General features: G+C 39.2%; 25 protein-coding genes. 22 read left to right on the top strand and 3 right to left on the bottom strand.

The features are described 5' to 3' along the window. Positions 1-2: 2 nt before the first annotated feature. From glgC to rluF, 5 genes are all read left to right on the top strand, one after another. Complete coding sequence (gene glgC, locus H5182_RS11685) at positions 3-1,304, top strand: glucose-1-phosphate adenylyltransferase (protein WP_145235911.1); 1,302 nt, start codon at positions 3-5, stop codon at positions 1,302-1,304. Between the two features lie 31 nt (positions 1,305-1,335). Further along, the gene (locus H5182_RS11680; RefSeq protein WP_182760063.1) at positions 1,336-2,883 is read left to right on the top strand and encodes a glycogen synthase; all 1,548 of its coding nucleotides are present in this window, start codon (positions 1,336-1,338) and stop codon (positions 2,881-2,883) included. 118 nt (positions 2,884-3,001) lie between these two features. Then, positions 3,002-4,213, top strand: a complete 1,212-nt coding sequence (locus tag H5182_RS11675; protein WP_182731590.1) for an EAL and HDOD domain-containing protein — start codon at positions 3,002-3,004, stop codon at positions 4,211-4,213. A 16-nt stretch (positions 4,214-4,229) separates the two neighbouring features. Beyond that, positions 4,230-5,315: a DUF418 domain-containing protein gene (locus H5182_RS11670; protein ID WP_257326559.1), complete on the top strand. Its 1,086-nt coding sequence runs from the start codon at positions 4,230-4,232 to the stop codon at positions 5,313-5,315. Between the two features lie 304 nt (positions 5,316-5,619). Further along, entirely contained in the window at positions 5,620-6,543 is a 924-nt protein-coding gene (rluF, locus tag H5182_RS11665; protein WP_182731591.1) for a 23S rRNA pseudouridine(2604) synthase RluF, read from the top strand. Between the two features lie 60 nt (positions 6,544-6,603). Here the strand turns inward: rluF and H5182_RS11660 are convergent, their stop codons facing one another. Together H5182_RS11660 and H5182_RS11655 are read right to left on the bottom strand one after the other, a co-directional pair. After that, positions 6,604-9,666, bottom strand: coding sequence for an efflux RND transporter permease subunit (locus H5182_RS11660; protein ID WP_182758264.1), 3,063 nt, complete (start codon positions 9,664-9,666; stop codon positions 6,604-6,606). A 1-nt stretch (position 9,667) separates the two neighbouring features. Further along, entirely contained in the window at positions 9,668-10,750 is a 1,083-nt protein-coding gene (locus tag H5182_RS11655) for an efflux RND transporter periplasmic adaptor subunit (RefSeq protein WP_145235892.1), read from the bottom strand. A 122-nt stretch (positions 10,751-10,872) separates the two neighbouring features. Here H5182_RS11655 and H5182_RS11650 point away from each other — a divergent pair, with 122 nt between their 5' ends. Together H5182_RS11650 and H5182_RS11645 are read left to right on the top strand one after the other, a co-directional pair. Further along, complete coding sequence (locus H5182_RS11650) at positions 10,873-11,766, top strand: LysR family transcriptional regulator (protein WP_145235888.1); 894 nt, start codon at positions 10,873-10,875, stop codon at positions 11,764-11,766. Further along, entirely contained in the window at positions 11,767-12,072 is a 306-nt protein-coding gene (locus H5182_RS11645) for an MGMT family protein (RefSeq protein WP_145235885.1), read from the top strand. 9 nt (positions 12,073-12,081) lie between these two features. Here H5182_RS11645 and H5182_RS11640 read toward each other — a convergent pair whose 3' ends face one another. Continuing rightward, entirely contained in the window at positions 12,082-12,720 is a 639-nt protein-coding gene (locus H5182_RS11640; RefSeq protein WP_182760062.1) for a hemolysin III family protein, read from the bottom strand. A 255-nt stretch (positions 12,721-12,975) separates the two neighbouring features. On the opposite strand from H5182_RS11640, the gene H5182_RS11635 reads away from it, so the two are divergent. The 15 genes from H5182_RS11635 to H5182_RS11565 all read left to right on the top strand — a co-directional run bounded on the left by H5182_RS11635 (position 12,976) and on the right by H5182_RS11565 (position 24,219). Further along, positions 12,976-13,272 (top strand): hypothetical protein, encoded by a 297-nt coding sequence (locus H5182_RS11635; RefSeq protein WP_145235879.1) that lies wholly within the window; start codon positions 12,976-12,978, stop codon positions 13,270-13,272. Between the two features lie 213 nt (positions 13,273-13,485). Continuing rightward, positions 13,486-14,064, top strand: a complete 579-nt coding sequence (locus tag H5182_RS11630; RefSeq protein ID WP_145235874.1) for an LON peptidase substrate-binding domain-containing protein — start codon at positions 13,486-13,488, stop codon at positions 14,062-14,064. A gap of 66 nt (positions 14,065-14,130) precedes the next feature. Continuing rightward, on the top strand, positions 14,131-14,754 hold the full coding sequence (locus H5182_RS11625) for a sigma-70 family RNA polymerase sigma factor (protein ID WP_145236307.1): 624 nt from the start codon (positions 14,131-14,133) through the stop codon (positions 14,752-14,754). Further along, positions 14,747-15,409: a ChrR family anti-sigma-E factor gene (locus H5182_RS11620; protein ID WP_145235871.1), complete on the top strand. Its 663-nt coding sequence runs from the start codon at positions 14,747-14,749 to the stop codon at positions 15,407-15,409. Before H5182_RS11625 ends, H5182_RS11620 begins: the two co-directional genes overlap by 8 nt. A gap of 8 nt (positions 15,410-15,417) precedes the next feature. Then, positions 15,418-16,371 carry a DUF523 and DUF1722 domain-containing protein gene (locus H5182_RS11615; protein WP_182760061.1) on the top strand — a complete coding sequence of 318 codons (954 nt, stop codon included), beginning with the start codon at positions 15,418-15,420 and terminating at the stop codon, positions 16,369-16,371. Further along, positions 16,371-17,765: a deoxyribodipyrimidine photo-lyase gene (gene phrB, locus H5182_RS11610; protein WP_182760060.1), complete on the top strand. Its 1,395-nt coding sequence runs from the start codon at positions 16,371-16,373 to the stop codon at positions 17,763-17,765. The genes H5182_RS11615 and phrB overlap by 1 nt, the downstream gene beginning before the upstream one ends. 1 nt (position 17,766) lies before the next feature. Then, positions 17,767-18,195, top strand: a complete 429-nt coding sequence (locus tag H5182_RS11605) for a nuclear transport factor 2 family protein (RefSeq protein WP_182734157.1) — start codon at positions 17,767-17,769, stop codon at positions 18,193-18,195. Next, on the top strand, positions 18,195-18,905 hold the full coding sequence (locus H5182_RS11600; protein ID WP_182760059.1) for an SDR family NAD(P)-dependent oxidoreductase: 711 nt from the start codon (positions 18,195-18,197) through the stop codon (positions 18,903-18,905). The genes H5182_RS11605 and H5182_RS11600 overlap by 1 nt, the downstream gene beginning before the upstream one ends. Next, positions 18,902-20,158 (top strand): NAD(P)/FAD-dependent oxidoreductase, encoded by a 1,257-nt coding sequence (locus H5182_RS11595; RefSeq protein WP_182734158.1) that lies wholly within the window; start codon positions 18,902-18,904, stop codon positions 20,156-20,158. The genes H5182_RS11600 and H5182_RS11595 overlap by 4 nt, the downstream gene beginning before the upstream one ends. Further along, positions 20,151-20,885, top strand: coding sequence for a DUF1365 domain-containing protein (locus tag H5182_RS11590; RefSeq protein ID WP_182760058.1), 735 nt, complete (start codon positions 20,151-20,153; stop codon positions 20,883-20,885). Before H5182_RS11595 ends, H5182_RS11590 begins: the two co-directional genes overlap by 8 nt. Before the next feature lie 26 nt (positions 20,886-20,911). Next, positions 20,912-22,174, top strand: a complete 1,263-nt coding sequence (locus H5182_RS11585; protein WP_182760057.1) for a cyclopropane-fatty-acyl-phospholipid synthase family protein — start codon at positions 20,912-20,914, stop codon at positions 22,172-22,174. Continuing rightward, complete coding sequence (locus tag H5182_RS11580; RefSeq protein WP_182760056.1) at positions 22,152-22,664, top strand: DUF2878 domain-containing protein; 513 nt, start codon at positions 22,152-22,154, stop codon at positions 22,662-22,664. Before H5182_RS11585 ends, H5182_RS11580 begins: the two co-directional genes overlap by 23 nt. 44 nt (positions 22,665-22,708) lie before the next feature. Continuing rightward, complete coding sequence (locus H5182_RS11575) at positions 22,709-23,200, top strand: chalcone isomerase family protein (RefSeq protein WP_145235840.1); 492 nt, start codon at positions 22,709-22,711, stop codon at positions 23,198-23,200. 1 nt (position 23,201) lies between these two features. Next, on the top strand, positions 23,202-23,735 hold the full coding sequence (locus H5182_RS11570; RefSeq protein ID WP_145235836.1) for a DUF3833 domain-containing protein: 534 nt from the start codon (positions 23,202-23,204) through the stop codon (positions 23,733-23,735). A 208-nt stretch (positions 23,736-23,943) separates the two neighbouring features. Beyond that, positions 23,944-24,219 carry an HU family DNA-binding protein gene (locus H5182_RS11565; protein ID WP_145235830.1) on the top strand — a complete coding sequence of 92 codons (276 nt, stop codon included), beginning with the start codon at positions 23,944-23,946 and terminating at the stop codon, positions 24,217-24,219. Positions 24,220-24,277: the final 58 nt, after the last annotated feature.

Raw genomic sequence — 24,277 nt, 5'->3', positions numbered from 1 at the left:
TTATGCCAAGTTATGCAAATCGCTACATAAGTAGTCTGACACGAGAAACCTACGCACTGATTTTAGCAGGGGGCAGAGGTTCACGCTTACATGAATTAACAAATTGGCGGGCCAAACCGGCGGTTTATTTTGGTGGCAAACATCGTATTATCGATTTCCCGCTATCAAACTGTATTAATTCAGGTATTCGTCGTGTTGGGATTGCAACACAATATAAATCGCACTCGCTGATCCGCCATGTTAACCGTGCATGGGGTCATTTTAAAAAGGAACTGGGTGAATCTGTAGAGATATTACCGGCATCACAGCGTTATGGTGATGAATGGTATTGCGGCACTGCAGATGCGGTGTTTCAAAATATGGATATTATTCGTCATGAGTTACCTAAGTATGTAATGATTTTATCTGGCGATCATGTGTATCGTATGGATTACGGCGGCTTATTGGCAAAACATGTAGAAACTGGTGCGGACATGACAGTGTGCTGTATAGAAGTTCCCTGCGAGGAAGCCGCAGAAACATTTGGTGTGATGACGGTAGATGAAGAAAAGCGAGTGCGTCGTTTTGACGAAAAACCGAAAATGCCAAGTTCAATTCCTGGTCGTCCGGGGACTTGCTTAGCATCAATGGGTAATTATGTATTTAATACTGAGTTCTTATTTGAACAACTAAAAAAAGACGCAGAAAACGAAGGTTCAGGCCGTGATTTTGGCCATGATATTATTCCGGCAATTATTGAAGAGCATAATGTATTTGCTTTTCCATTTCGAGAGCCTGGTCATGACGGCCAACCTTATTGGCGCGATGTGGGTACACTGGACTCATTTTGGGAAGCAAACATGGAGCTGGTGATGCCAGAACCACAGCTGGATTTATACGATCCAACTTGGCCTATTTGGACCTACCAAGAACAACTGCCACCCGCTAAGTTTATTTTTGATAATGACGACAGACGTGGCATGGCTGTAGATTCAACCGTATCAGGCGGCTGTATCATTTCAGGCTCGGTGGTTCGTAAATCACTGTTATTTTCTAATGTACACATTCGTTCATACTGTGAAATTGAAGAGTCGGTGATATTACCAGGTGCAATTATTCAACGTAATTGTCGCATTCGTCGTGCTATTATCGACCGCGGTTGTGAAGTGCCTGCGGGTGTTGAAATCGGTTTTGATCGTAAGGTCGACGAGGAAAATGGTTTTAGAGTGTCTAAAAAGGGCATAGTATTAGTGACTCGTGAAATGCTCACAGAACTTTCCAAAAAGCTTGAGCGCCAAGAGCGTGAGAGTAAACAGTTAGCTTAAATATCATACAGTTGTAGGAAGTAAGAAAAAGATGCATGTATTAATGGTTGCGGCCGAAAATGACGCTTTACCAAATGCCAAAGTGGGTGGTGTTGCAGATGTACTACGAGATTGTCCCAAAGCATTAGCGGAGCTTGGCTTAACCGTTGACGTGGTTATTCCAGATTATGGTTTTACCGCGTTAGAGCGTGTGCAATTAGGCACGCTCCATGTGCCCTTTGCAGGATATATTTATGATGTTCAAGTGTCGCAAGTATATGTAGATCAGCAGCAAGTCAGGCAATTAGTAATGTCACATCCGTTATTTAGCCAGCACCATGGCGCTGTATACTGTAATGATGATGGTGACCGACCTTTTGCCACTGATGCCACTAAGTTTGCATTATTTAATGCTGCAGTGTGTGAAGCGCTATTGCAAGGTGTTATCACCCGTCCCGATGTGTTGCATTTGCATGATTGGCACAGTGCGTGTGTGGCGGTATTGTTAAAGTTTGATCATCGGTTTGCATCTTTTTCTTCTTTGCGTAGTATATTTACAGTACACAATATTGCACTGCAAGGGATCCGCCCATTCAAAGGAGATGATTCAAGTTTAGAAGCATGGTTTCCGGCGTTAAGTTATAACGGCGAGGTATTATGCGATCCGCGTTATCCTCATTGCTTTAATCCGATGCGCAGCGCTATCAATTTAGTTGATAAGATACATTTAGTATCTCCAAGCTACGCACTAGAAGTATTGCAAGCCAGTGAACCGCATAACGGCTTTTTTGGTGGCGAAGGTTTAGAGCGCGATTTGAATAATGCGATGGCAAACAATAAAGTCGTCGGAATATTAAATGGCTGTGAGTACACTGAGCACAATCAAAATGCGCAGATAAGCAGTACGTTATCACAATTATACTTTGAAATAGAGCAGGCATTGTTTGCTTGGATGGCTAAAGAAGTTAACCTGCAAAGCAGTTACTATATAGCTCATCAGCGGTTACAGCAGTTTATTGAGCAGCCAGTTAAAGGGCCTTTAGTCACCAGTGTTGGACGCCTAACCGATCAAAAAGCTTTGTTACTGCGCCAACCCTACGAAAACCAGCAAGTGCTTGATGCATTGTGTGAAAAGTTAAATGAACAGCAAGGACGTATGATAATTTTAGGTTCCGGTGACACGGCTCTTGAAGATGTCATGACAGCCGCCATGGCGCGTAATAGTAACCTATTGTTTTTAAAGGGTTATGGTAATTACGTTGGCGAATTACTGTATGAGTTAGGAGACTTATTCTTGATGCCAAGCTCCTTTGAACCGTGCGGTATTAGCCAAATGCTAGCTATGCGAGCTGGACAGCCTTGTTTAGTGCACCAAGTTGGTGGCTTAAAGGATACCATTACACATATGGAAAATGGTTTTAGTTTTAGTGGTGACACATTACAAACACAAAGCGAGGCGCTAGTAACGTGCTTTGCTAATACTCTTACTCTGAAACAAGAACAACCTAAACAATGGGTCGAAATTGTCAGCAATGCAAAGGCTGCTCGCTTTACATGGTCCCACGTAGCAAAGGACTATATTAGTAAACTTTATAATTAATACTGCTATTTATCATCTTACTAGCTATAATGGATTGTAATAACATTATGATTTAGTTACTTAGTATTGTTTTTTATTTTGTAACTAACCATCAATAGTCGAGTTTAAGGGTGAAAAAGTGCAAGTATTTGTTGCGCGCCAAGCAATATTCAATCGTCGTCAACATGTAGTTGCCTACGAATTGTTGTTTCGTAATAGTAGTGATAATTATTTTCCGGATATTGAAGAAAGTGTCGCAACGGCGAAACTGATCATGGAAAATCAGCTTAATTTTGGCACTCGACATATTACTTCTGGTAAAAAAGCACTGATAAATATCGGTCCTGATTCTTTAAAAATGGATTTATGTGCATTTTTGCCTTCGCAAGATGTGGTACTTGAGTTGCTCGAAACAATTGAGCCGACTGAAGAAAACTACCAGCTATGTCGTGCGCTGTTTCATAAAAACTTTGTGTTAGCACTTGACGATTTTGTATATGAGCCTAAGTGGGAAAGGTTTTTAAAACTTGTTAAATTAATCAAATTTGATATTCAAATAACTCCTTTGCAGCAAATTGAACCGCTTATTCGACGGCTGCAAAAATACAAAAAGCTAAAGTTGCTTGCCGAAAAAGTCGAAACTATTGATGATTTTAAAATAGCTCATAAGATGGGCTTTGATTATTTTCAGGGTTATTTTTTTGCCAAGCCGGTAGTCATTCAACAAAGAGACATTGATATAAACTATGCATTAGCCTTGACCATCTATGCACAAGTTATGAAAGAGCATCCTGATATCAATGCGATTGCGCGATTGTTTCAATTAGATACAGCGTTAGCATTTAAGTTATTAAGATTGATCAACAGCGGTGTGTTTCCTGTCCAAAAAGAAATAGAGTCACTCAAACAGGCTTTAGTTTATTTAGGTCATGATCATATAAAGAAGTTTGTTAGCTTGATTATCACCGCTCACGTTGCACAAACGAAACCTAACGAATTGATCAAAATGTGTATCATTCGGGCCCGATTTTGTGAGCTGATAGCGAAAAAGATAGCGCCTTCGCAAGCGAATAGTGCCTTTTTAACCGGTCTTTTTTCGTTGTTGGATGCAATATTAGATCGCCCAATGGAGCAATTACTCCTTCGTTTACCATTTCCAGAACCAATCAAAGACGCTCTAATGGAAGAAAAAAACACCCTGTATTATATCCTTGCAACAGTAAAAGCGTATGAATCAGGTAGCTGGTGGGCTATGGAGCAAGCAGTTGTATTTATTAACATAAATAGTGATTTACTACCGAAGTTTTATAGAGATGCGCTAGACTGGTCAAACATACATAAGCACAACTAACAAGTCGAGCTCAATAATGCGTAATCAAAATATGGATGTTATTCGTGGTGTTGCTGTGCTCGGCTTAATGTACATGAATGCCTATTCCTTCGGTTTATTTGAATTTGGTTACGTACCATTACAGTCCCCGCCTTTTTCGGATCATGTTATTCAATGGGTGAGCCTTAGTGTTATTGACGGCCGCTTTCGCAGCTTATTTTGCTTACTCTTTGGTGCTGGATTATATATTCAGTGGCAGCGTTACCAGCAGGTTGAGCAATTGCAAAAACGCTTAAAAGTATTAGCCGTGTTTGGTTTACTACATGGCTTTTTGTTGTGGGCTGGTGATATTTTGTTTATCTATGCATGCGCAGGGTGGTTGGTCATACAATACCTTGATGCGAGTGACGAGATGTTATTAAAACGCGGTTGGCAATTTCTATCACTAGCCGCAGCGATAACGTTTTTGATAGCCTTAGTTGACCCCACACTGACTATCTATCGAGATTCGGCCGATTTTTTAGCAAGTTATAATGCTTCACGAGGATCGGCATTAACTATTTTTGTCAATAATAGTGTGATGTTTATCGTGATGCTCATTGCACTTCCGCTGATCACTTTGTGGATGGCTGCAGGATTAATGCTATTCGGTATTTATGGCTATAAAAATAAACTGTTTGAGACTGGTTTAACTAAATTAAGCAAAATCAGAGTATTGGCAATTGCGCTACTGTTAAGTGCGATTAGGATCAGTTTTGAATATCAATCTAGCTTATTTATTAGTGCATTAAAAGAACCCGTAAGCTGGTTTGCAGCATTATTCACAGCCCTATTAATTATTCATTTTGTGGTAAGGCTGACGACAAAACATGACTTTCACTTTATTGCATTGCAGCGTGCAGGAAGGCTCGCATTAACTTTATATCTAATGCAAACTATTTGCTTGTTAGTGTTGTTTAAAGTTTTTTATCCGCACTGGGTGCTCAGCTTTAATCATTTAGAATATTACGTATTAGTGAGTGGTTTAGTCATTTTTCAACTTAGCTTTAGTGTGATTTATTCGCGTTATTTTAAGCAAGGTCCAATGGAATTTATTTGGCGAAAGTATACAAATGCTGCTTGAGTTGAAGCTACTGTAAATAGTGTGGTAATTTTTTCTCTGTCACTGTAGGTTAAAATTAGCGCAAACCTACATACCGTAAAACAGAGCAATCGTTTAAGTATAAACAAACCAATTAGGTGCTTGCTGTGAAAAGGCTAATAGTTGGTTTAACAGCGCTTTATACTGCGTGATTAATTTTAACAAGTGGCTTCTATTGTTTGCAATCTGTGCCTTGTCTAAATCGCTTTTAAATTCAACTGCGCTCGCATCTTAAGGTGGTTTGGGTATACAATATCGGCCTTTAAAATTAATGTGAATTTGGCTCATGACAGACTTAAAACGATTAAATAAATTTATTAGTGACACCGGTTTTTGTTCACGACGCGAAGCGGATAAATATATTGAAGATGGTCGTGTTACTGTCAATGGTATACGACCGGAAATGGGTGTCAAAGTAGCATTGTCTGACACGGTACTGATTGATGGTAAGCCGCTGAAGAAAGTGCCGAAACGGGCGTACATCGCTTACAACAAACCCGTTGGTATAACCTGTACAACTGAGCGTAAAATTCAAAGTAATATCGTCAAAGCGGTTAACTACCCAGATCGTATTTTTCCAATTGGTCGCTTAGATCGGCCATCAGAAGGGTTGATATTTCTGACAAATGAAGGGGATATCGTCAATAAAATTCTTCGTGCTGGCAATAATCATGAAAAAGAATATGTTGTTACAGTCGACAAGCCATTAAATCGTCAGTTTGTGAATAAGATGGCAGGTGGTTTACCAATTTTAGATACAGTCACGAAAAAATGCAAAGTTACACAAACAGGACCGCAACAATTTACTATTGTATTAACGCAAGGTTTGAATCGTCAAATTCGTCGTATGTGCGAGTACTTGGGCTATGAAGTGGTCACCTTAAAACGCGTACGTATTATGAATGTCACGTTAAAAGGCTTAAATGTTGGCCAGTGGCGCCATTTAACTGAGCAAGAAATGGCTGAGATTAATAATTCGATTGCCGACTCGGGCAAAACCGAAGAGTTATCAGTGGATGAGAACAAACAATCTGCGAATATCAGCAAGCCGAAACAAGCACGCACGCCTTACAAAGAAAACGATAAAAAGCGTGATTTTGCTAAGCATGTCAAACAAGGCCGTTTTGATTCTAAAAATGACCAAACTAACGCCAAACCTGCAAGAAGAAATAGCACCACTCGCACAGGCACATTAAGCCTTAAAAAATAAGATCAAATTGTAAAACCAGGAACAACATAAATTGTGCTCCTGGTTTTATTTAAACCTCAGTTATTTTGCTTTTGGCACCTCAATTTTAAATAGCACGGTATAAAGCACCGGCACTACGATTAATGTCAACACGGTTGCAAAGCCTAAACCAAACATAATCGTCACCGCCATTGATTGGAAGAACACATCAAATAATAATGGGATCATTCCTAAAATGGTGGTGATTGCTGCCATCGCAACGGGGCGCACACGGCTTACACCGGAATCAAATACTGCTTGATAAGGCTCTTTGCCTTCACTGAGCTCAAGGTTGATCTGATCTACCAACACAATGCCATTTTTAATCAACATACCGCTTAAGCTTAATAACCCAAGTAGCGCCATAAAACTAAATGCGGCGTTCATCACTAGCAAGCCGGCGCTGACACCGATGATTGCTAAAGGTACTGTGGCCCAAATAACCAGTGGTTTTTTTACTGAGTTAAATAGCAACACAGTGACTGCAAACATCGCTAAATAGCCCAAAGGTAACGAGCCAAAAATAGCTTTTTTTGCCTTTGTTGATGATTCAAACTCACCGCCCCATTGTAATTCATAGCCATTAGGGAGTTTAATTGCTTCAATACCTGGCCTGACTCTTGAAAATAGTTTAGCGGGTGTTTCATCGCCTATTACGTCATGATCGGCCATTACTGTAATAGTACGTTTGCGATCGCGGCGCATTATTAGGCTGTCTTCCCACTGTACAACAAACTCATCCACCACTTGAGTAATTGGCACGAATACGCCTAATACTGGGCTGTATATTTGTAGGTCACGGAGGCTTTCAACATTAAGACGCTCTTGTGCAGGTGAGCGGGCAATAATGGGGATCTGTTGAGTACCATCTTTGTAAATGCCGACTTTTTTACCGGAAAAACTGGTTAATAATAGTTGGTCCAAGTCTGTTTTAGCGATACCCAGACGCCGTGCTTTTTGTTCGTTAAGTTGCGGGCGAATGAGTTTTGAGCGTTCACGCCAATCATCACGAATATTATAAGCACCGGCATCTTTTGCTAACACTTCTTTTGCTTGTTTAGCTAATTGGCGAAGCACTACTGGATCAGCCCCCGAAAAACGCGCTTCTATTTTAGCATCAGTAGAAGGGCCTATTTCCATACGTTTTATTTTAAGCTTGGCATCAAATACATGGTTGTATTCATAGTCGCGAACTTTTGCAATCATCGTCGCCACTGCTTCGCGGTCTTTTACACGGATAATTAATTGACCATAAGCTGGGTATGATTTTTCAGGTGCGTAGGTCAACATAAACCGTGGTGCGCCTTGGCCTATCGTTGATGTTACTTCTTCGACCAGCTCATCTTTTTGTAAGAATGCTTCGAGTTTGGCGACGCCATCTAAAGTGGCATGAATATCAGCTCCTTGTGTATGCCAATAATCTACGTAAAACATTGGCGTGTTAGAAGCTGGAAAAAACGCTTGTTTAATAAACTTAAAGCCAAAAACAGAGCTAGCTAATAAAACGACCATCAACAATAAAGTGGTTTTACGAAAACGCATCGAGGTGCTTAATAAACTTTTATATAGATTAAAGATCACACCTTGATATGGGTCTTCATCATGGCTTTGCTGCTTGAGCTCTGTTTCTTTAAACATTAAGTCAGCAAAGAAAGGAGTTAAGGTGATGGCAGTGATCCAGCTTAATAATAATGAGATAAATAATACCCAAAATAAGCTGCCGGCAAATTCCCCACTAGCGTCAGAGCTTAAGCCAATTGGCGCAAATGCAGTAATAGCAATCACGGTTGCGCCAAGTAAAGGCCACTTTGTTTGCTCCACTATATTAGCCGCTGCTTTTATCTTTGTTTGCCCTCGCTTTAGGTTTATTAAAATACCTTCAGTGACTACGATGGCGTTATCAACCAACATTCCTAATGCAATGATCAGTGCACCTAAAGAGATACGTTGTAAATCAATCGCAAACAGTTTCATGAAAATGAATGTACCTAATACGGTCAGCAATAAAATTGCCCCGATCAGTACGCCACTTTTAAAGCCCATAAAGACAAGCAGGACAACAATAACGATAGCGACAGCTTCGAGTAAGCTGATGATAAAGCCATTGACTGATTTTTCGACTTCAACAGGTTGGTTATAAACGGTATTTATTTCCATGCCATGGGGGCGCTGATATTCAAGCGATGCTAAATGCGCTTTAATGTTATCGCCTATATCCACAACGTTTACACCACTGCTAAACGATACGCCAACGAGCAAGGCTTGCTGCTGGTTAAAACGGATTACATTATTAGGTACTTCGGCGTATTCACGAAACACCGTTGCAACGTCACCGAGGTAAATCAGTTCATTTTCACCTGGTTTTGAGATCAGTAGATTTTCGAGCTCTTTTACGTCTTTGAATTCGCCTGTTGGGTGCAGTCTAATTGATTCATCGCCTACGCGTATTTTACCTGCATTCGATACGGTATTTTGTGATTGCAATAATTGATAAATTCTAGTTGGTGCAATACCAAGCTGCGCCAGCTTACGCGTCGATATTTCAACCATCACCTGTGCTTGTTGTTCACCACTGACGGTCACTTTACCTACGCCGTCAACGAGTACCAGTTCGCGCTTTAAGTAATCAACATAGTTTTTTAGTTCGTCATAAGAGTAACCATCGCCAGTGACGGCATACATTACGCCGTATACGTCGCCAAAATCATCTAAAATGGTACTTGGGTATACACCACTTGGCAGTGATGAAGCGTTATCGTTAATCTTGCGCCGTAGCTCATCCCAAATTTGTCGTAAGTCTTGTTTGCGATAGTTGCTTTTCATTTCAACGGTAATTTGTGATTTCCCTGGAGATGAAATGCTGGTTACGTAATCCACATACGGCAATTGTTGAATTGCATTTTCAATCGGAAAAGTAACTTCATCTTCTACCTGTTGTGGTGAAGCGCCAGGATATAAGGTGATCACCATGGCTTTTTTTATTGTAAATTCAGGGTCCTCAAGCTGACCAAGTCCTAAATAAGATACTACGCCACCGATTAATAGTAATAGCGCGCACATCCAACTGACGACCTTTTGTTTTATGGCAAGTTCAGCAATGCTCATTTTATAAGCCTCGCTCTTTTTGCCACGGACGTACTTGCATGCCTTCTTTAAGGTAGTGAACACCAGCCGCGACCACAGTTTGACCTTGCTCTAAACCAGCAAGCACTTCAATACCACGTCGATGTAATTGGCCAACTTCAACAGCTTGCTTTTTCACCTTGCCAGTCTGTGGATCGTATAGCCAGACATAGCTGTTATTAGTAGGCTGTGTTGGTTCAGAGAACACAGCTTCAACAGGGAGTAAAATATAGTGTGATTGCGAGTGAGTAACTTTACTTAGATCAATATCTACACTGCCGGTCATGCCTGCCAACAGGTTAAAATCTTTAGGCACTGGTAATGAAAATACCACCTTGTAAGTTAATGTGGCTGGATCTGCTTGGGTGTCGAATTCTTTAATCATTAAGGTATATGATTTATTTGGAAAACCGTCAAAAACCACGCTTGGCTGATAGTCAATGTCTTTATCAATACGGGCGATTAGTTTTTCGGGTACTTGAATGATCACATCCATTAAATCACGGGTTTCTAAGCGAAGAATGTTTTGTTTTGCTTGGATATTCTCAAAGTTTTTAACAAACACTTTGGAAACGGTGCCGCTAAAAGGGGCACGTAATTCGCTATTATCTAAGTTGGTTTTTGCAATTTTTAATGCCGACTCAGCTACCTGTTTATTGGCAAGTGCCTGATCAAGTTCGGATTGACTGGTAATTGATTTATTAAATAGTTTTTGTACGCGTTCAAGTTGCGAGTGCGCCAATTCAAAACGTGCTTTTCGCTCATCATATTGCAGTTGAAAATCTTCAGGGTCTAACTTGGCAAGGAGTTGATCTTTTTCAACATGTTGACCCGCCAATGCCGGGAACTCTAATAACTCACCGTTAACTCTAAACGCCAAATAAGAGCCTTGATTTGCCACTACTTCTGCCGGAAAACTGCGTATTGTCTGATCTGAGTTAGTATCAATTTCAAATAGTTTTACTGGACGAATAGCTTGTTCGACGTGAGTGTCGGTATTTGATTCTTTACAGGCGACTAAACTCAGTATTAATGTTGATATAATTAAAACTGGCGACAGTTTCATGGTCTTCTCCGTGGCTATGAAAACATAAATTAGATGCAGCATACGCCGCGAACATATAAAATAAAAATTATTAAATTTTAAAAAGATCATAAATAAAATTTATGATTTTAAGTTGGACCATTATGAACTTAGTGCAGTTAAAAATGCTTGATGCCATTGTTCGCACTCAAAGCTTGTCGCAAGCTGCTTTAGCACTGTATAAATCGCAACCAGCTTTAACGTTAGCTATTAAGAAACTTGAAGCTGAGCTTGGTTTTGAATTGTTAGATCGTAGCCATTATCGATTGCAATTAACTGAAAAGGGTCGTATTTATCATCGCGAAGCAGCATTATTATTAGATGCTCAGGCACATTTAGCACAACTGGCCAGTGAACTTGCACTTGGTAATGAAGCAAATTACAAAATTTGTTATGAGCAGTTATGTCACCAAGCACTGTATAACGATATTATTTGCAATGCTTTTGTTAAACATACCAGCACCGAGTTTAGTGTAACCAGCGGAAAACGCTTTGTTTCTCTTGAGCAAGTTAATAAAGGACAAGCAGACTTAGGGATTGGTCCGTGGTTTGATTTGTTTCATGCTACAGGCGATTTAGAAAGTTTACCGATTGGCAAGCTCGATATTGGTATTGTTAGTGTGACAGGATTAGTGCCAGATAAAGTAACTTATCAACAATTACAGAACTTTCCTTGTTTAGCGATGTTTGAAAGTGATATGAGTTTTGACTCTGATCGTTTATCGTATTCAAAAGGCTCTACCATGATGAAAATTGATGATATATCAACTTTAAAATCGTTTTTATTATCGGGAGCTGGCTGGGCAATGATGAGTTTAGCGCATTGTCAAAATGAACTTGAAAGTGGTGTATTACAACAAATTAAAATACTAGACAGAGAAAATACTTTTAGCGCACAGATCAGAGTATTCCGACAAAATGCCACTCATCATGGACCCGTGGCAAGAGCCGTGTGGCAAGATTTTAAGCAGTTAAGTAAAACGTTTTTAGGGTCGTAAATGCAAGCCAGTAAAGAAGACAAAATTTATACTGTGATGGCGAATATACCGCCAGGAAAAGTAGCCAGTTATGGACAAGTAGCGGCAATGGCAGGATTGCTAAATAATGCTCGGCTAGTAGGGCGGTTATTAAAGTTAATGCCAAAAGATTCAAGCATACCTTGGCATAGAGTGATCAACAGCCAAGGTAAAATTTCTTTTCCTGAAGGGACAGCGCAGTACCAAAAGCAATATCAATTACTGCAAAGTGAAGGCGTAATTTTTAAAAATGGTCGTGTTAATATGCGTCAATTTCAGTGGGACTAATTAAAAAATTTAACCGACCGTAATAATATAGCGGCTGATTGCAATATAGTGACAAACACAGCCAGCAATCACAAATACATGCCAAAGTGCGTGGCTATATTGACGATTTTTAGCACTATAAAAGAGTGTGCCGAGACTATACAAAATCCCTCCACTGAGTAACCACCATAGTGCGTTTACTGGCACATTTAAATAAAGCGGGTAGACAATTGCAACTGCAAACCAACCCATTAATAAATATGTTGATAAAGACACCTTTTTGTTTTGTTTTTTCACCATTAATTTATAGCACACTCCGCCAAGTGCTAAAGACCATATAAATACCAGCGTTAAAATCGACCAAATTCCGGTTAATGAGAGTACTAAAAAAGGGGTGTAAGTGCCTGCAATCAAAATATAAATAGCACAGTGGTCACATTTTTTATAAAAAGCCCGCGCACCTATGCTGCTACTGCTGTGATAAAGCGTAGATGATAAAAACAGCAACAATAAACTACCGCCATAAACAATTGCACTGACCGTTGCTTCAATCGTGTGTGTCTTGCTGATCAGCTCCCACAATACAAACAATGAAAATATAACGCCTGCGCCGTGAGACAGGCTATTAAGTTGCTCTTCTTTTTTAGAATAAGCGGGTTCAACCGACATGACATACTCATCATAAAACATTAATTTGGATTTGAGTGTACAAATGTACGCTGAAACTTTCAATGCTTATTTATTGACTATATTTTGGTTTTTTTAACCAATTTGAATGGTTTTAAAATTCACATCATCAATAGGTTATGCACTTGTGTGATTTAAAGTGCATAAAAAACAATTAGTTAAAATTTATTTCGTGGTTGGCACAACCTTTGATTAAGTAATAGCGACTAACTTAATAACACAATAGGGAATACCATCATGAAAAGCATTATTAAACTATCTGTTGCAGCACTTTTGGTTGTTGGTTCTACACAAGCAAGTGCAAATGACGGTCAATTAGATATTACTCAAACGCTATCAAGCAGCATTGCACAATACATTGAAAGTACGAGTAATGAATTACAAAGCAAATTAAAACAGTCATTGTTTAGTGATTCGCAAAAAATGTTAACCGAACTGTTTTCTCAGCAAAGCGAGCAATCAGCTGAAGTAGGTGTAGCTGAAAATACATCACAACTCGTTGCAACTAGCAATGCAGTAAAAGTTGAGGGTTAAAGTAATGAGCAGCGAATTAGGATTATTAGCTTTAATGTTAGCACCCGTTGTAAGCTTGTTAAGTGCGTATGCATCAGTTGAATTGTTACGTAATGTAGGGCAGTGGCTAAACATAGGCTAAGGGGATACCGATAAGTAATAATCAGTAACATTGATCTTGTTTGCTGCAGTGCACGTAACGTAATGCATAGTTAAACTGATGTAGTGAGCCTTATGAAACGTGCAATCTTTCCATTACCTGTATTTATTTTACCAAGTGGGTATACGCGGTTAAGAATTTTCGAACCTCGTTATCTTGATATGGTAAAAGAATCACTTAAAAATGATCATGGATTTGTTCTTTGCCAGTATGATGTTGATAGTCATCTCAACGTTCCTAAGTATGGATGCTTAGTGGATATTATTGACTTTTCACAAGATCAACAAGGGCAATTACTGATTGATGTGGTAGCTAAATCTGTAGTTGAGTTAACTGATGTAACTGAAGATAAGCAGCAGCTACGTTTCGGTCAGCTATCAGCACCTACAATGCCTTTTTGGTTTGAACAACCCCATAATTTAGATCGCGATGATACATATTTAGTAACTGCTTTAGAGCAGTTGTTTGATGTTAATACAGAATTAACCGATTTATATCGCCAGACACACTTTGATGATTTGAACTGGGTTATTGCTAGATGGCTTGAATTATTACCTATTTCAATTGATAAAAAACAACAGCTTGCCTTTAAATCAGACTTTGCGAATATTCACTCTTTCCTTCATACTGTGATTAATAACGAATTTTCCTAATTAATATGATCTTAATTTAGTTGCCCTGCGTATTGAATAAGCAAGAACACTAATGGGAATATTATGATGGTGAGTCAACAACTTTCAACACGTTGTGAACCTAACACAGGTAATTACACTGCCATGCCACAAACGCCAAGCAAAGAACTTGCTGATGCATTATCTGCGGTTGCAGCTAATCGCGATAAACAAGCATTCGCTTATTTATTTGCGTACTTTTCACCAAAAATAAAACGCTTTGGTATCAAGCAATTTAACTCAGAAGCACAAGCGATGGAATTAGTACAAGACACGCTAACTTCCGTGTGGCGAAAAGCACATCTCTATAATAATGATAAAGGCGCTGCTACAACGTGGGTATATACCGTAATGCGAAACGCATCATTTGATATGCTCAGAAAAATGAAAAGTAATAAAGAAGATAATATTAGCGAAGATATTTGGCCGTTAGTTGAGCAACATGATAATGCTGACTATGAATTTAGTGATCATCTTGAAAATCAACAAATAAAAAATTACCTAGATAAATTACCCCAAGCTCAACGCGATGTGGTTAAAGGCGTTTATTTTCAAGATATGTCACAAGAGCAACTTGCAGAACAATTGAACATTCCAATTGGTACCGTGAAGTCACGTTTACGTTTAGCGTTACAAAAATTACGCAATGAAATGGGAGACCGCAATGATTAAACATCACCCAAGCGATGCGCTATTAGCGCAGTATTGTAATGCGTCATTACCGGCAAGTATAAACGTCGCCGTCGCTATTCATCTTGATATGTGTAGTTGCTGTAAAGAAAAAGTGCAACGCATTGAAGCAAACAATGCCGTAGATGTGTTTGGCACTGATGATGAGCATCCTCAAACTACAGATTTAGCTATTGATGAATTATCATTAATTGATGCAATTACAGCAGATGTAACTGCTGATGAGGTATACAAGGTCGCGCCTCAAACTATCCTTGTTAATCAGCAAAATTATCAATTGCCCCGTGCTCTTGCCCGTATTTCACATAGCAAATTTATGCAAATGGGGAAATTATCACGTTCTCGTATCGATCTAGATGATGGTGCGTTACGTTCTAGCTTATTGCATATTGATGCTGGTGGAGAAATCCCTGAACATACTCACACTGGTTTCGAATTGACTTTATTACTTGATGGCGAGTTTAGTGATGAAGAGGGTCAATATGTGCCTGGCGACTTTATGTGGCTCGATGGTCGTCATCAACATACCCCGATCACAGAAAAAGGTTGTTTATGTTACACAGTAGTCAGTAGTGCTCTACACTTTAAGAAGGGACTGAGTAAGTTACTCAATCCAATTGGCAATTTGATTTACTAGGAGTGTATATGCAGCAATCGACTATTCAAATAGGCATAAGTGCATGCCTTGCAGGTGAGAAAGTTCGGTTTGATAGTGGCCATAAAAAATCAAATTTTTGCATGGATGAATTCGCAAAACATGTTGAATATAAACGCTTTTGTCCCGAAGTGGCGGTAGGTCTACCGATCCCAAGACCGACAATTAGACAAGTTAAAGTAGGCACAACTATTAAAGTGTGCCGTCCTGACGGCAGTGGTGATGTTGGCCCACAATTGACAGAATATGGTAAAAAAGTTGCCACAGAGCAGGCTGCACAATTAAGCGGCTTTGTTTTTTGTGCTAAAAGTCCAAGCTGCGGCATGGAACGGATCAAAATATACAATGAAGCAGGCACAGGTAATACATCTGAAGGTGTGGGCTTTTTTGCTGCGCAAATTATGGCTCACAACCCATTGTTACCGTGTGAAGAAAATGGTCGTTTAAATGATATGCACTTGCGTGAAAACTTTGTAATGCGAGTGTTTACTTATAAAAACTGGCAATTGTTGCGTCAACAACCAGCAACCCTGCATAGGTTAACGCAGTTTCATGCGCAATATAAGTATTTGTTAATGGCTCACAATTATCAGGCATATAAAGATCTTGGTAATTTACTGGGCACCTATGTCGGCGATGATTTTGAGCAGCTTGCTGACGATTATATTTCAGGATTAATGGCAGCGCTGAAAAGACCTGCATCACGCAAAAATAACAGCAATACTTTAATGCACTTACAAGGCTACTTTAAAAAACATTTATCCAAAATTGAAAAAGAAGAGCTACGAGATGCAATTGATGAATATCGCTCAGGTTTAGTGCCGCTGTATGTACCGCTGACACTCTTAAAACATCATTTGAAAGTACATCCAAACGAATACTTAGCAAAGCAAGTTTACTTCAACCCTTATCCTCACGAACTAAAATTACGCTACGGAATTTAATGAACACTGTATTTTGGTTTAGGCGCGATTTGCGCCTTTTTAATAATCATGCCCTTTATCAAGCAATCGACAATGGTTGTAAAGACGCTATATTTTTTATCACTGAGCAACAATGGCAACGCCATGGTGTTGCTTCAATACAAATTGATTTGCTAAAACGAAGGTTAAACTTCTTAGGTCAGTTACTAGCTGATAATGGCATCACCTTGCATATCATTGAAGCGGGTAATTACGCAGGATGTGTGCAGCAGTTAAGCGAGTTCTGCCAGCGACATTCAGTAACGCAGTTATTTGCCAATAAAGAATATGAAATTAATGAAGTTGAGCGCGATAACGCATTTTTACATCATGCTGATAAACTTAAAGTATCAGTTACCTTGTTTGATGGTGACGTGGTTGCACCGCCTGGAACGGTACTGAATCAAAGTGGTGAGATGTTTAAGGTGTTCACCCCTTTTAAAAATGCCTGGCTAAAGCAATATCAAGATACTCATTTTTATTTTCAAGCCCCCCCGACAATGTTTAGCCCAATACCTTGGCAAGGTTCAGCGTTACTTACCGGTGACGATTCCTCACATAAGTGGCCAGTTGATGATGCGTCATTAAGTCAAATCTGTGCCCGCTTTATCAGCGATAAATTACTCAGCTATAAAGATCAGCGAGATATTCCAAGTATTAAAGGCACATCAGGCTTAAGTCCGTATTTAGCTTTAGGAATTGTCAGCGTTCAGCAATTAATTGCTCTTGTACAGCAACAATATGTCGATGCTTTAAGTAGCTCTAAAAGCAATTTATTTACTTGGGTCAACGAGTTAGTGTGGCGTGAGTTTTATCGTCATTTAATTGTGGCTTATCCAAAACTTAATAAATATAACAACTTTAATGAGAAATATGACCCAGTAAAGTGGCGAACTGATGAGGCTGATTTTACTGCTTGGTGTGAAGGTAAAACAGGCTACCCGCTTGTTGATGCCGCTATGAGGCAGCTTATTCAAACTGGCTGGATGCATAATCGCTTACGAATGGTGGTTGCCAGTTTTCTTACCAAACACTTGTTAATTGATTGGCGTAAAGGTGAACGTTTCTTTATGCAGCATTTGATCGATGGCGATTTAGCGTCTAACAATGGCGGTTGGCAATGGGCTGCAAGTACCGGCTGCGATGCCCAGCCATACTTTAGAATATTCAACCCGATTACTCAAAGTGAGCGATTTGATCCTGATGGTCATTTTATTCGTAAGTATATACCGGAGTTGGAAAATGTGCCGAATAAGCAAATTCATTTTCCGCATGAATATTTAGCGAAAAGCGGCAAAGCAAAAGCGGTTTATTGGCCAGCAATCGTTGATCATAAAACGGCTCGCTTACGAGCGCTTGATGCATTTAAGGTATGATATGAGCAACCACAGAACAGATAAATTTATCGCGATATACCAAAAGCTAAGTAAAGAAAATCTACATTTACTGAGTGATATTTATGCTGCAGACATTCACTTTTCTGATCCATTGCATGAAGTCGATGGTTTAGCTGACTTACATCAATATTTTGCTAAACTTTATAGTAATGTTATTGAATGCACGTTTGATATCAGTGACACTGTTAGTGTAGGCGATAATGCTTTTGTTTACTGGACTATGTATTATCGCCATCCAAAGCTTAGCAATGGCCAGCAAATAGCCGTAGCAGGCCATAGCAAGTTAACATTTACTGGTGACAAAATCAGCCTTCATAAAGACTACTTTGATGCTGGTGCATTACTTTATCGACATATCCCTATTCTCGGTTCAATTATTAAATACATAGATAATAAGGCAGCGGAATAATGATCACGCTTATAACAGGTGCAACATCAGGTATTGGTGAACAACTTGCGAAACTGTATGCGCAAGCCGGGGATACAGTGATCGCTTGTGGGCGTAACCAAGAAAAACTAAACGAACTTGCGCAACTAACGAATATTGAAAGTTGTCATTTTGACGCTACTGATTTACAAGCAATACGAAGTAGCACTGTTGCTTATACGCAATTTGATCGCGTTATTCTTAATGCTGGCAATTGTGAGTATATCGATGATGCGCATAATTTTGACAGTGCATTGTTTACCCGCGTTGTTACTACTAATTTGCTTTCGATGGGTTATTGTCTTGAGGCTTTACTACCGAGGATAAAGTCCGGTGGTCAGTTGGTGATTGTCAGTTCAAGCGTAACTTATTTACCGTTACCACGCTCTGAAGCATATGGCGCATCAAAAGCTGGGGTCAGTTACTTAGCAAAAAGTTTAGCCATTGATTTAGCTGATATTGACGTAACCTTAGTGCACCCAGGCTTTGTTAAAACACCGTTGACTCAAAAAAACGATTTTCCAATGCCAATGGCAGTTACTGCAGAAAAAGCGGCAAATTATATTATCAAAGGGGTCGCTAAGCGCCGCAAAGAGGTGCATTTTCCTTATCGTTTCACCCTTATTTTAAAATGTTTACGCATGTTGCCGCTGCCAATTTGGCTCATGCTTGCAAAAGGATTAAGTCGTTGAAAAAAATAGCAATTATAGGTTCTGGAATTGCAGGATTAAGCTGCGCGCATTTGTTGCACAAAAAGTATGATATTACGGTATTTGAAAAAAACAACTACATTGGTGGGCACACCGCAACGATAGATATACAGGTTGATGGTGTTAAGCATGCTATTGATACTGGCTTTATTGTTTTTAATGATCGCACTTACCCTTATTTTGAAAAGCTGTTAAAGCGCATCGGCGTTGAACGACAACCGACAGAAATGAGTTTTAGTGTGCATAATCAGCAAACTGGTTTTGAATACAATGGCCACACTTTTGCCAGTTTGTTTGCTCAAAAGCGCAATATATTTCGTCCGCGCTTTTGGAAGTTACTCAGTGATATTGTGCGTTTTAACACGTTGTGTAAAAAACTATATCATGACAACGACTACCAAAGTGAGCAGATGTTAGGTCAGTTGCTCGACCAACACGGTTTTAATGATTTTTTTCGTTACCATTATATTTTGCCAATGGGCGCGGCTATCTGGTCAACAAGTATTAAAGAAATGAGTAATGTAGGGGTTGAGTTTTTTGTAAAATTCTTTTTCAATCATGGCTTATTAGATATTACTAATCGTCCGCAGTGGTATGTTATTCCCGGTGGTTCAAGGGAATATATCAATCCATTGATCAGTGGTTTTAAAGATAAAATAAAATTGAACACGGATATACAGTCTATTTTTCGCACCCCAGAGCAGGTGTTGATCCGATTGAAAAATGGTACCGTTGAGCAATTTGATAAAGTTATTTTTGCTTGTCATTCTGATCAAGCTCTCGCTTTACTTGAAAACCCAAGCACTGATGAAAAAGCAATTTTATCAGCCATTCCCTACACTGAAAATTCAGTGATTTTGCATACTGACACTGCTTTGCTGCCAAAACGTAAAGCCGCATGGGCCAGTTGGAATTATCTACTTACCGATAATCTTGATAAAGCTGCTGTTGTGACTTATCAAATGAATATTTTGCAAGGCATAACAAGTAAAACGCAATTTTGTGTCACGCTTAATCACCGTGAGGGAATTGATAAAACTAAAATACTCCGAGAATTTACGTATCATCATCCAGTATTCAATAAAACGTCTATTGCTGCTCAGCAACAGAAACAGCTTATTGATGGAGCCAACAACAGTTATTTTTGTGGCGCTTATTGGTATAACGGATTTCACGAAGACGGCGTGAAAAGCGCTGTAGATGTTGCTCGCAAACTTGGGGTTGAATTTGAATAGTGCACTTTTAATCGGTGATGTTCGTCATCACCGATTATCAATTAAAGCGCATAGCTTTAATTATCAGTTGTACATGATGTGGGTTGATCTTAATGCTCCTCAGCAACTTGATGGTGTTCACCCTTGGCTTGGAACAACAGGCTTTAAAGCACTTAAATTTAAACAATCAGATTATCTTAATCGTGATTTAGATACTCAACAACCAATCAAACAACGAGCAATTGATAAAATTGTCGAGCTGGGGATTACTGCTCCGTTTAGTAATGTTTATTTGCTCGGACAGCTGCGCTGTTTTGGGGTGTATTTTAGCCCAGTTAACTTTTTCTTCTATGAAACGGCTGATGGCGATTTTCCCTATATGGTCGCTGAAGTGAGTAATACCCCCTGGAACGAGCGACACTATTACTTGGTTGATTTACACAAGAAAGTGAACTTTAAAAAGGCTTTCTCCGTATCACCATTTATGAATTTAGATATGGATTACCACTGGAAAGTGCGTTTAACAAAGCACAATACTATGATCCATATAGAAAATAAAAAAGATAATACGCTATTATTTACTGCCAGTTTGCGTTTACAACGCCAGTCACTCAGTCGTGCTGCGGTTACTGCGTTACTGAAACGTTTTCCTGCTATGACAATCACTGTGATGAAAGGAATTTACGTACAGGCGTTTAAACTATTTTGTAAGCGAGTGCCTTTTTTAGGTCACTCAGGCAAGAATTGATAAGCTAAAATAATGAAGGTCATGAGATGGAAAAAGTATCCAGTTTAGCTGATAACGCATCAAGTAGCTTGTTAAGTAAGCTGTATAAAAAGTTAGTCATTGGTGCGTTTGATAGCATTGAAGTCGGCGCGATTACCCTAGTTGATGGTAACGACGTTCAACACTTTGGTGATCCTCAAAGTCACTTGCAGGCTAAAGTAGTTGTTAATAATCCGGCAATGTATAAAGCATTTGCGCTCTCTGGCAGTGTCGGAGCTGGCGAAGCTTATATTTTAGGCCAGTGGGAATGTACTAACTTAACTCAGTTGATTGAAATTTTTGCCATTAATCAGGCTCAACTGGACCAATTTGAACGTAAGTTTGCGTTTATTAGTAATCTTTACAATCGAATAAACCACCGTAAAAACAAAAATTCTGAGCATGGTTCAAAGAAAAACATTGTTGCTCATTACGATTTAGGCAATGAGTTGTATTCATCATTTTTAAGCACTGAAATGCTTTACTCAAGTGCTGTCTACCCATCAAAAGATGCTTCTCTTGAGCAAGCACAAAGCCATAAGCTTGATTTAATCTGCCAACAAGTAGATTTACAACCCGGTGAAACGGTTATTGAAATTGGCACAGGGTGGGGAGCGTTTGCCATTCATGCTGCAACACATTATGACTGCCACGTTACTACTACAACTATTTCTGATGAGCAACATGCGTTTGTGGCAGAAAAAATTACCCAGTTGGGGCTTGAAGATAAGATAACCTTATTGAAACAAGATTATCGTTTACTCGAAGGCAGTTACGATAAGCTCGTGTCAATAGAAATGATAGAAGCGGTTGGTCATGAATACCTACCCAGCTTTTTCAAAAAATGTAATGACTTACTCAAAGACAGTGGTGCAATGCTGATCCAAGCAATCACAATTGCTGATCAACGCTATCAACATTACCTGAAAAATTCTGATTTTATTCAGCAGTATATTTTCCCTGGTGGTTGTTTACCGTGTATTGATGAAATGAATAAGCAAATAAAAAATCAATCAGACATGGTGGTACACAGTATTAGCGATATCGGCGTTCATTATGCAAGAACCTTAGCTGATTGGCGCACACGGTTTATTGCAAGCTGGCCAGAAATCGACAAAGTTAAGTTCGACCAGCGTTTTTATCGATTGTGGTTATTTTACTTAGCTTACTGTGAAGGCGCATTTAGGGCGCGAGTAACCAGTACAGTGCATTTAGTTGCTCGTAAACCGCGTTTTAACCATTCAAGTGATGACATTGCGCTCAGTTATTAATTTTTTGCTGTTTCAAGGAGTGTGGTTTTTAGCATTATTCCTTGAGCAGCGCGCTATTATACCGATTTTATTAATCATCATACTAATGCTATGCCTGTCGCAGCAAAAGCAACAAGATATGCTGTTACTGTGCTATGGCTTAATGATCTCGTTAAGCTTTGAATATTTGATGGTTGAGGTTGGCTTTTTATCTTTTAGTATATCCCCTTTTCCATTGTGGTTTATATTACTTTGGTGTGCCTTACTCTTAACCATCAATACGTCAATGAAATTTTTGCATCGCACGCCTTGGTATTTAGCGATGTTACTCTGTGCTGTTTTTGCCCCCGCAAGTTATATTGCTGGTGCACGCTTTGGGGCGTTAGAGGTTCATCCTGTAGTTTGGCAATTTTGGCTTATATATGGTTTTGCTTGGTCGCTTATGTTCAATTTTATCAGGATGATAAACACATATAGCAAAAAGTACCTGTTAGTTTCTGAACACAAATGAGCATACAGGTGTAACTATTTAACTTAGAAATTTGGAGTCCGGTAATGATAGCAAGATTAACTAAAGGGCTAATCATTTTAATTGTATTGATATGCAGCCGAAGCTTTGCAGCTGATTTTAAAGTGGTCGGTGAGGCTCGTTTTGAGTATCTATTTTGGGATGTCTATCAGGCGCAGTTAGCAACCCCATCTGGGACCTATCAGTTTGGTAATCACCCCACTAAACTGACATTGACCTATTTACGCGATTTTGCTGCAAAGGACATAATCAAAGCGACAAACGAACAATGGCAGCATTTGGGTAAAAAAGAGATTATTAGTAAATACGATGCACAGTTAGCTGCGCTTTGGCCAGATATCAAAAAAGGTGAATCGCTATCGTTCATTACGGATGAAAATGGTATTGGCACATTTTATTTTAATGGTAAAAAGTTAGGGGCTATAGAGCAAAATGGTTTTGCGGATAACTTCTTAGCTATTTGGCTTGACGCCGATACCTCTGAGCCACAAATGCGAAAACAACTAATAGGGCAATAACATGAAGCGAATTACTACATTATTTTTACTTAGTTGCACATTTTTATTAAGCAGTTGTGCTGCGCCAGATGTTGAGTATTACCAAGGAAGTCAGCCAGAATTTAATTTTAAACAATTTTTTAGTGGCAAATTGAAAGCCTACGGCGTTGTCCAAGATTATAAAGGTGAATTAACCCGTAAGATGGTTGTTGACATGAATGCGAGCTGGGATGGCAATAACGGTGTTATAGAGGAAGATTTTGTTTACGATGACGGTGAAACTCAACGTCGAGTGTGGAACATAACACTCAATGCAGACAATACTTTAACTGGCACTGCAGGTGATGTCATAGGTATCGCGAAAGGGAAAAGTAATGGCAGTGTTTTTCATTGGCAATATACCCTAAAACTACCTTATGGAGATGACACCATTGAAGTTAATTTAGATGATTGGATGTATCTGGTAACACAATCACGCTTGATTAACCGTACAGCAATTGATAAGTTTGGCATTGAGGTTGGGGAAGTAACCTTAGTTATCGAAAAAGTTGATTGATCAACAAATTACCATATTGATTTACTAAATAGTGCTTAAGTTCATTGTTGGTTAATCTTTAAATCAATATTTATTTCGGCAATTATTTAAAATTTACTCATTTTTTAAGAATTTACGTGAAAAAAGCATTTTGCTGTTGCCAATACTTAAAAAATGCATAAAGATAGGTTTTGCGAAGGCAAAATAATAACGAATAGGAATTTAACAAATGAATAAAGCTCAATTAGTTGAAAAAATCGCTACTGATGCAGAAATCTCTAAAGCAGCAGCTACACGCGCACTTGACGCATTCACTGGTGCTGTTACTTCTTCTTTAAAAGAAGGTAATTCAGTTGCACTAGTTGGTTTTGGAACTTTCTCTGTAAAAGAGCGTGCTGCACGTACTGGCCGTAATCCACAAACTGGTGCCGAAATCCAAATTTCAGCGGCAACTATCCCAAGCTTTAAAGCAGGTAAAGGTCTTAAAGATCAAGTTAATCCTTAATCAATTAGATTGGTTAAATAAAAAAGGGCTGATTAGCCCTTTTTTTGTATCTGCTCAT

This window comes from Pseudoalteromonas sp. SG44-17 (assembly GCF_014164235.1).
Classification (GTDB): domain Bacteria; phylum Pseudomonadota; class Gammaproteobacteria; order Enterobacterales; family Alteromonadaceae; genus Pseudoalteromonas; species Pseudoalteromonas rhizosphaerae.
The sequence above is the reverse complement of the archived record's forward strand: the minus strand, read 5'-3'. Positions and strand labels throughout refer to the sequence as shown.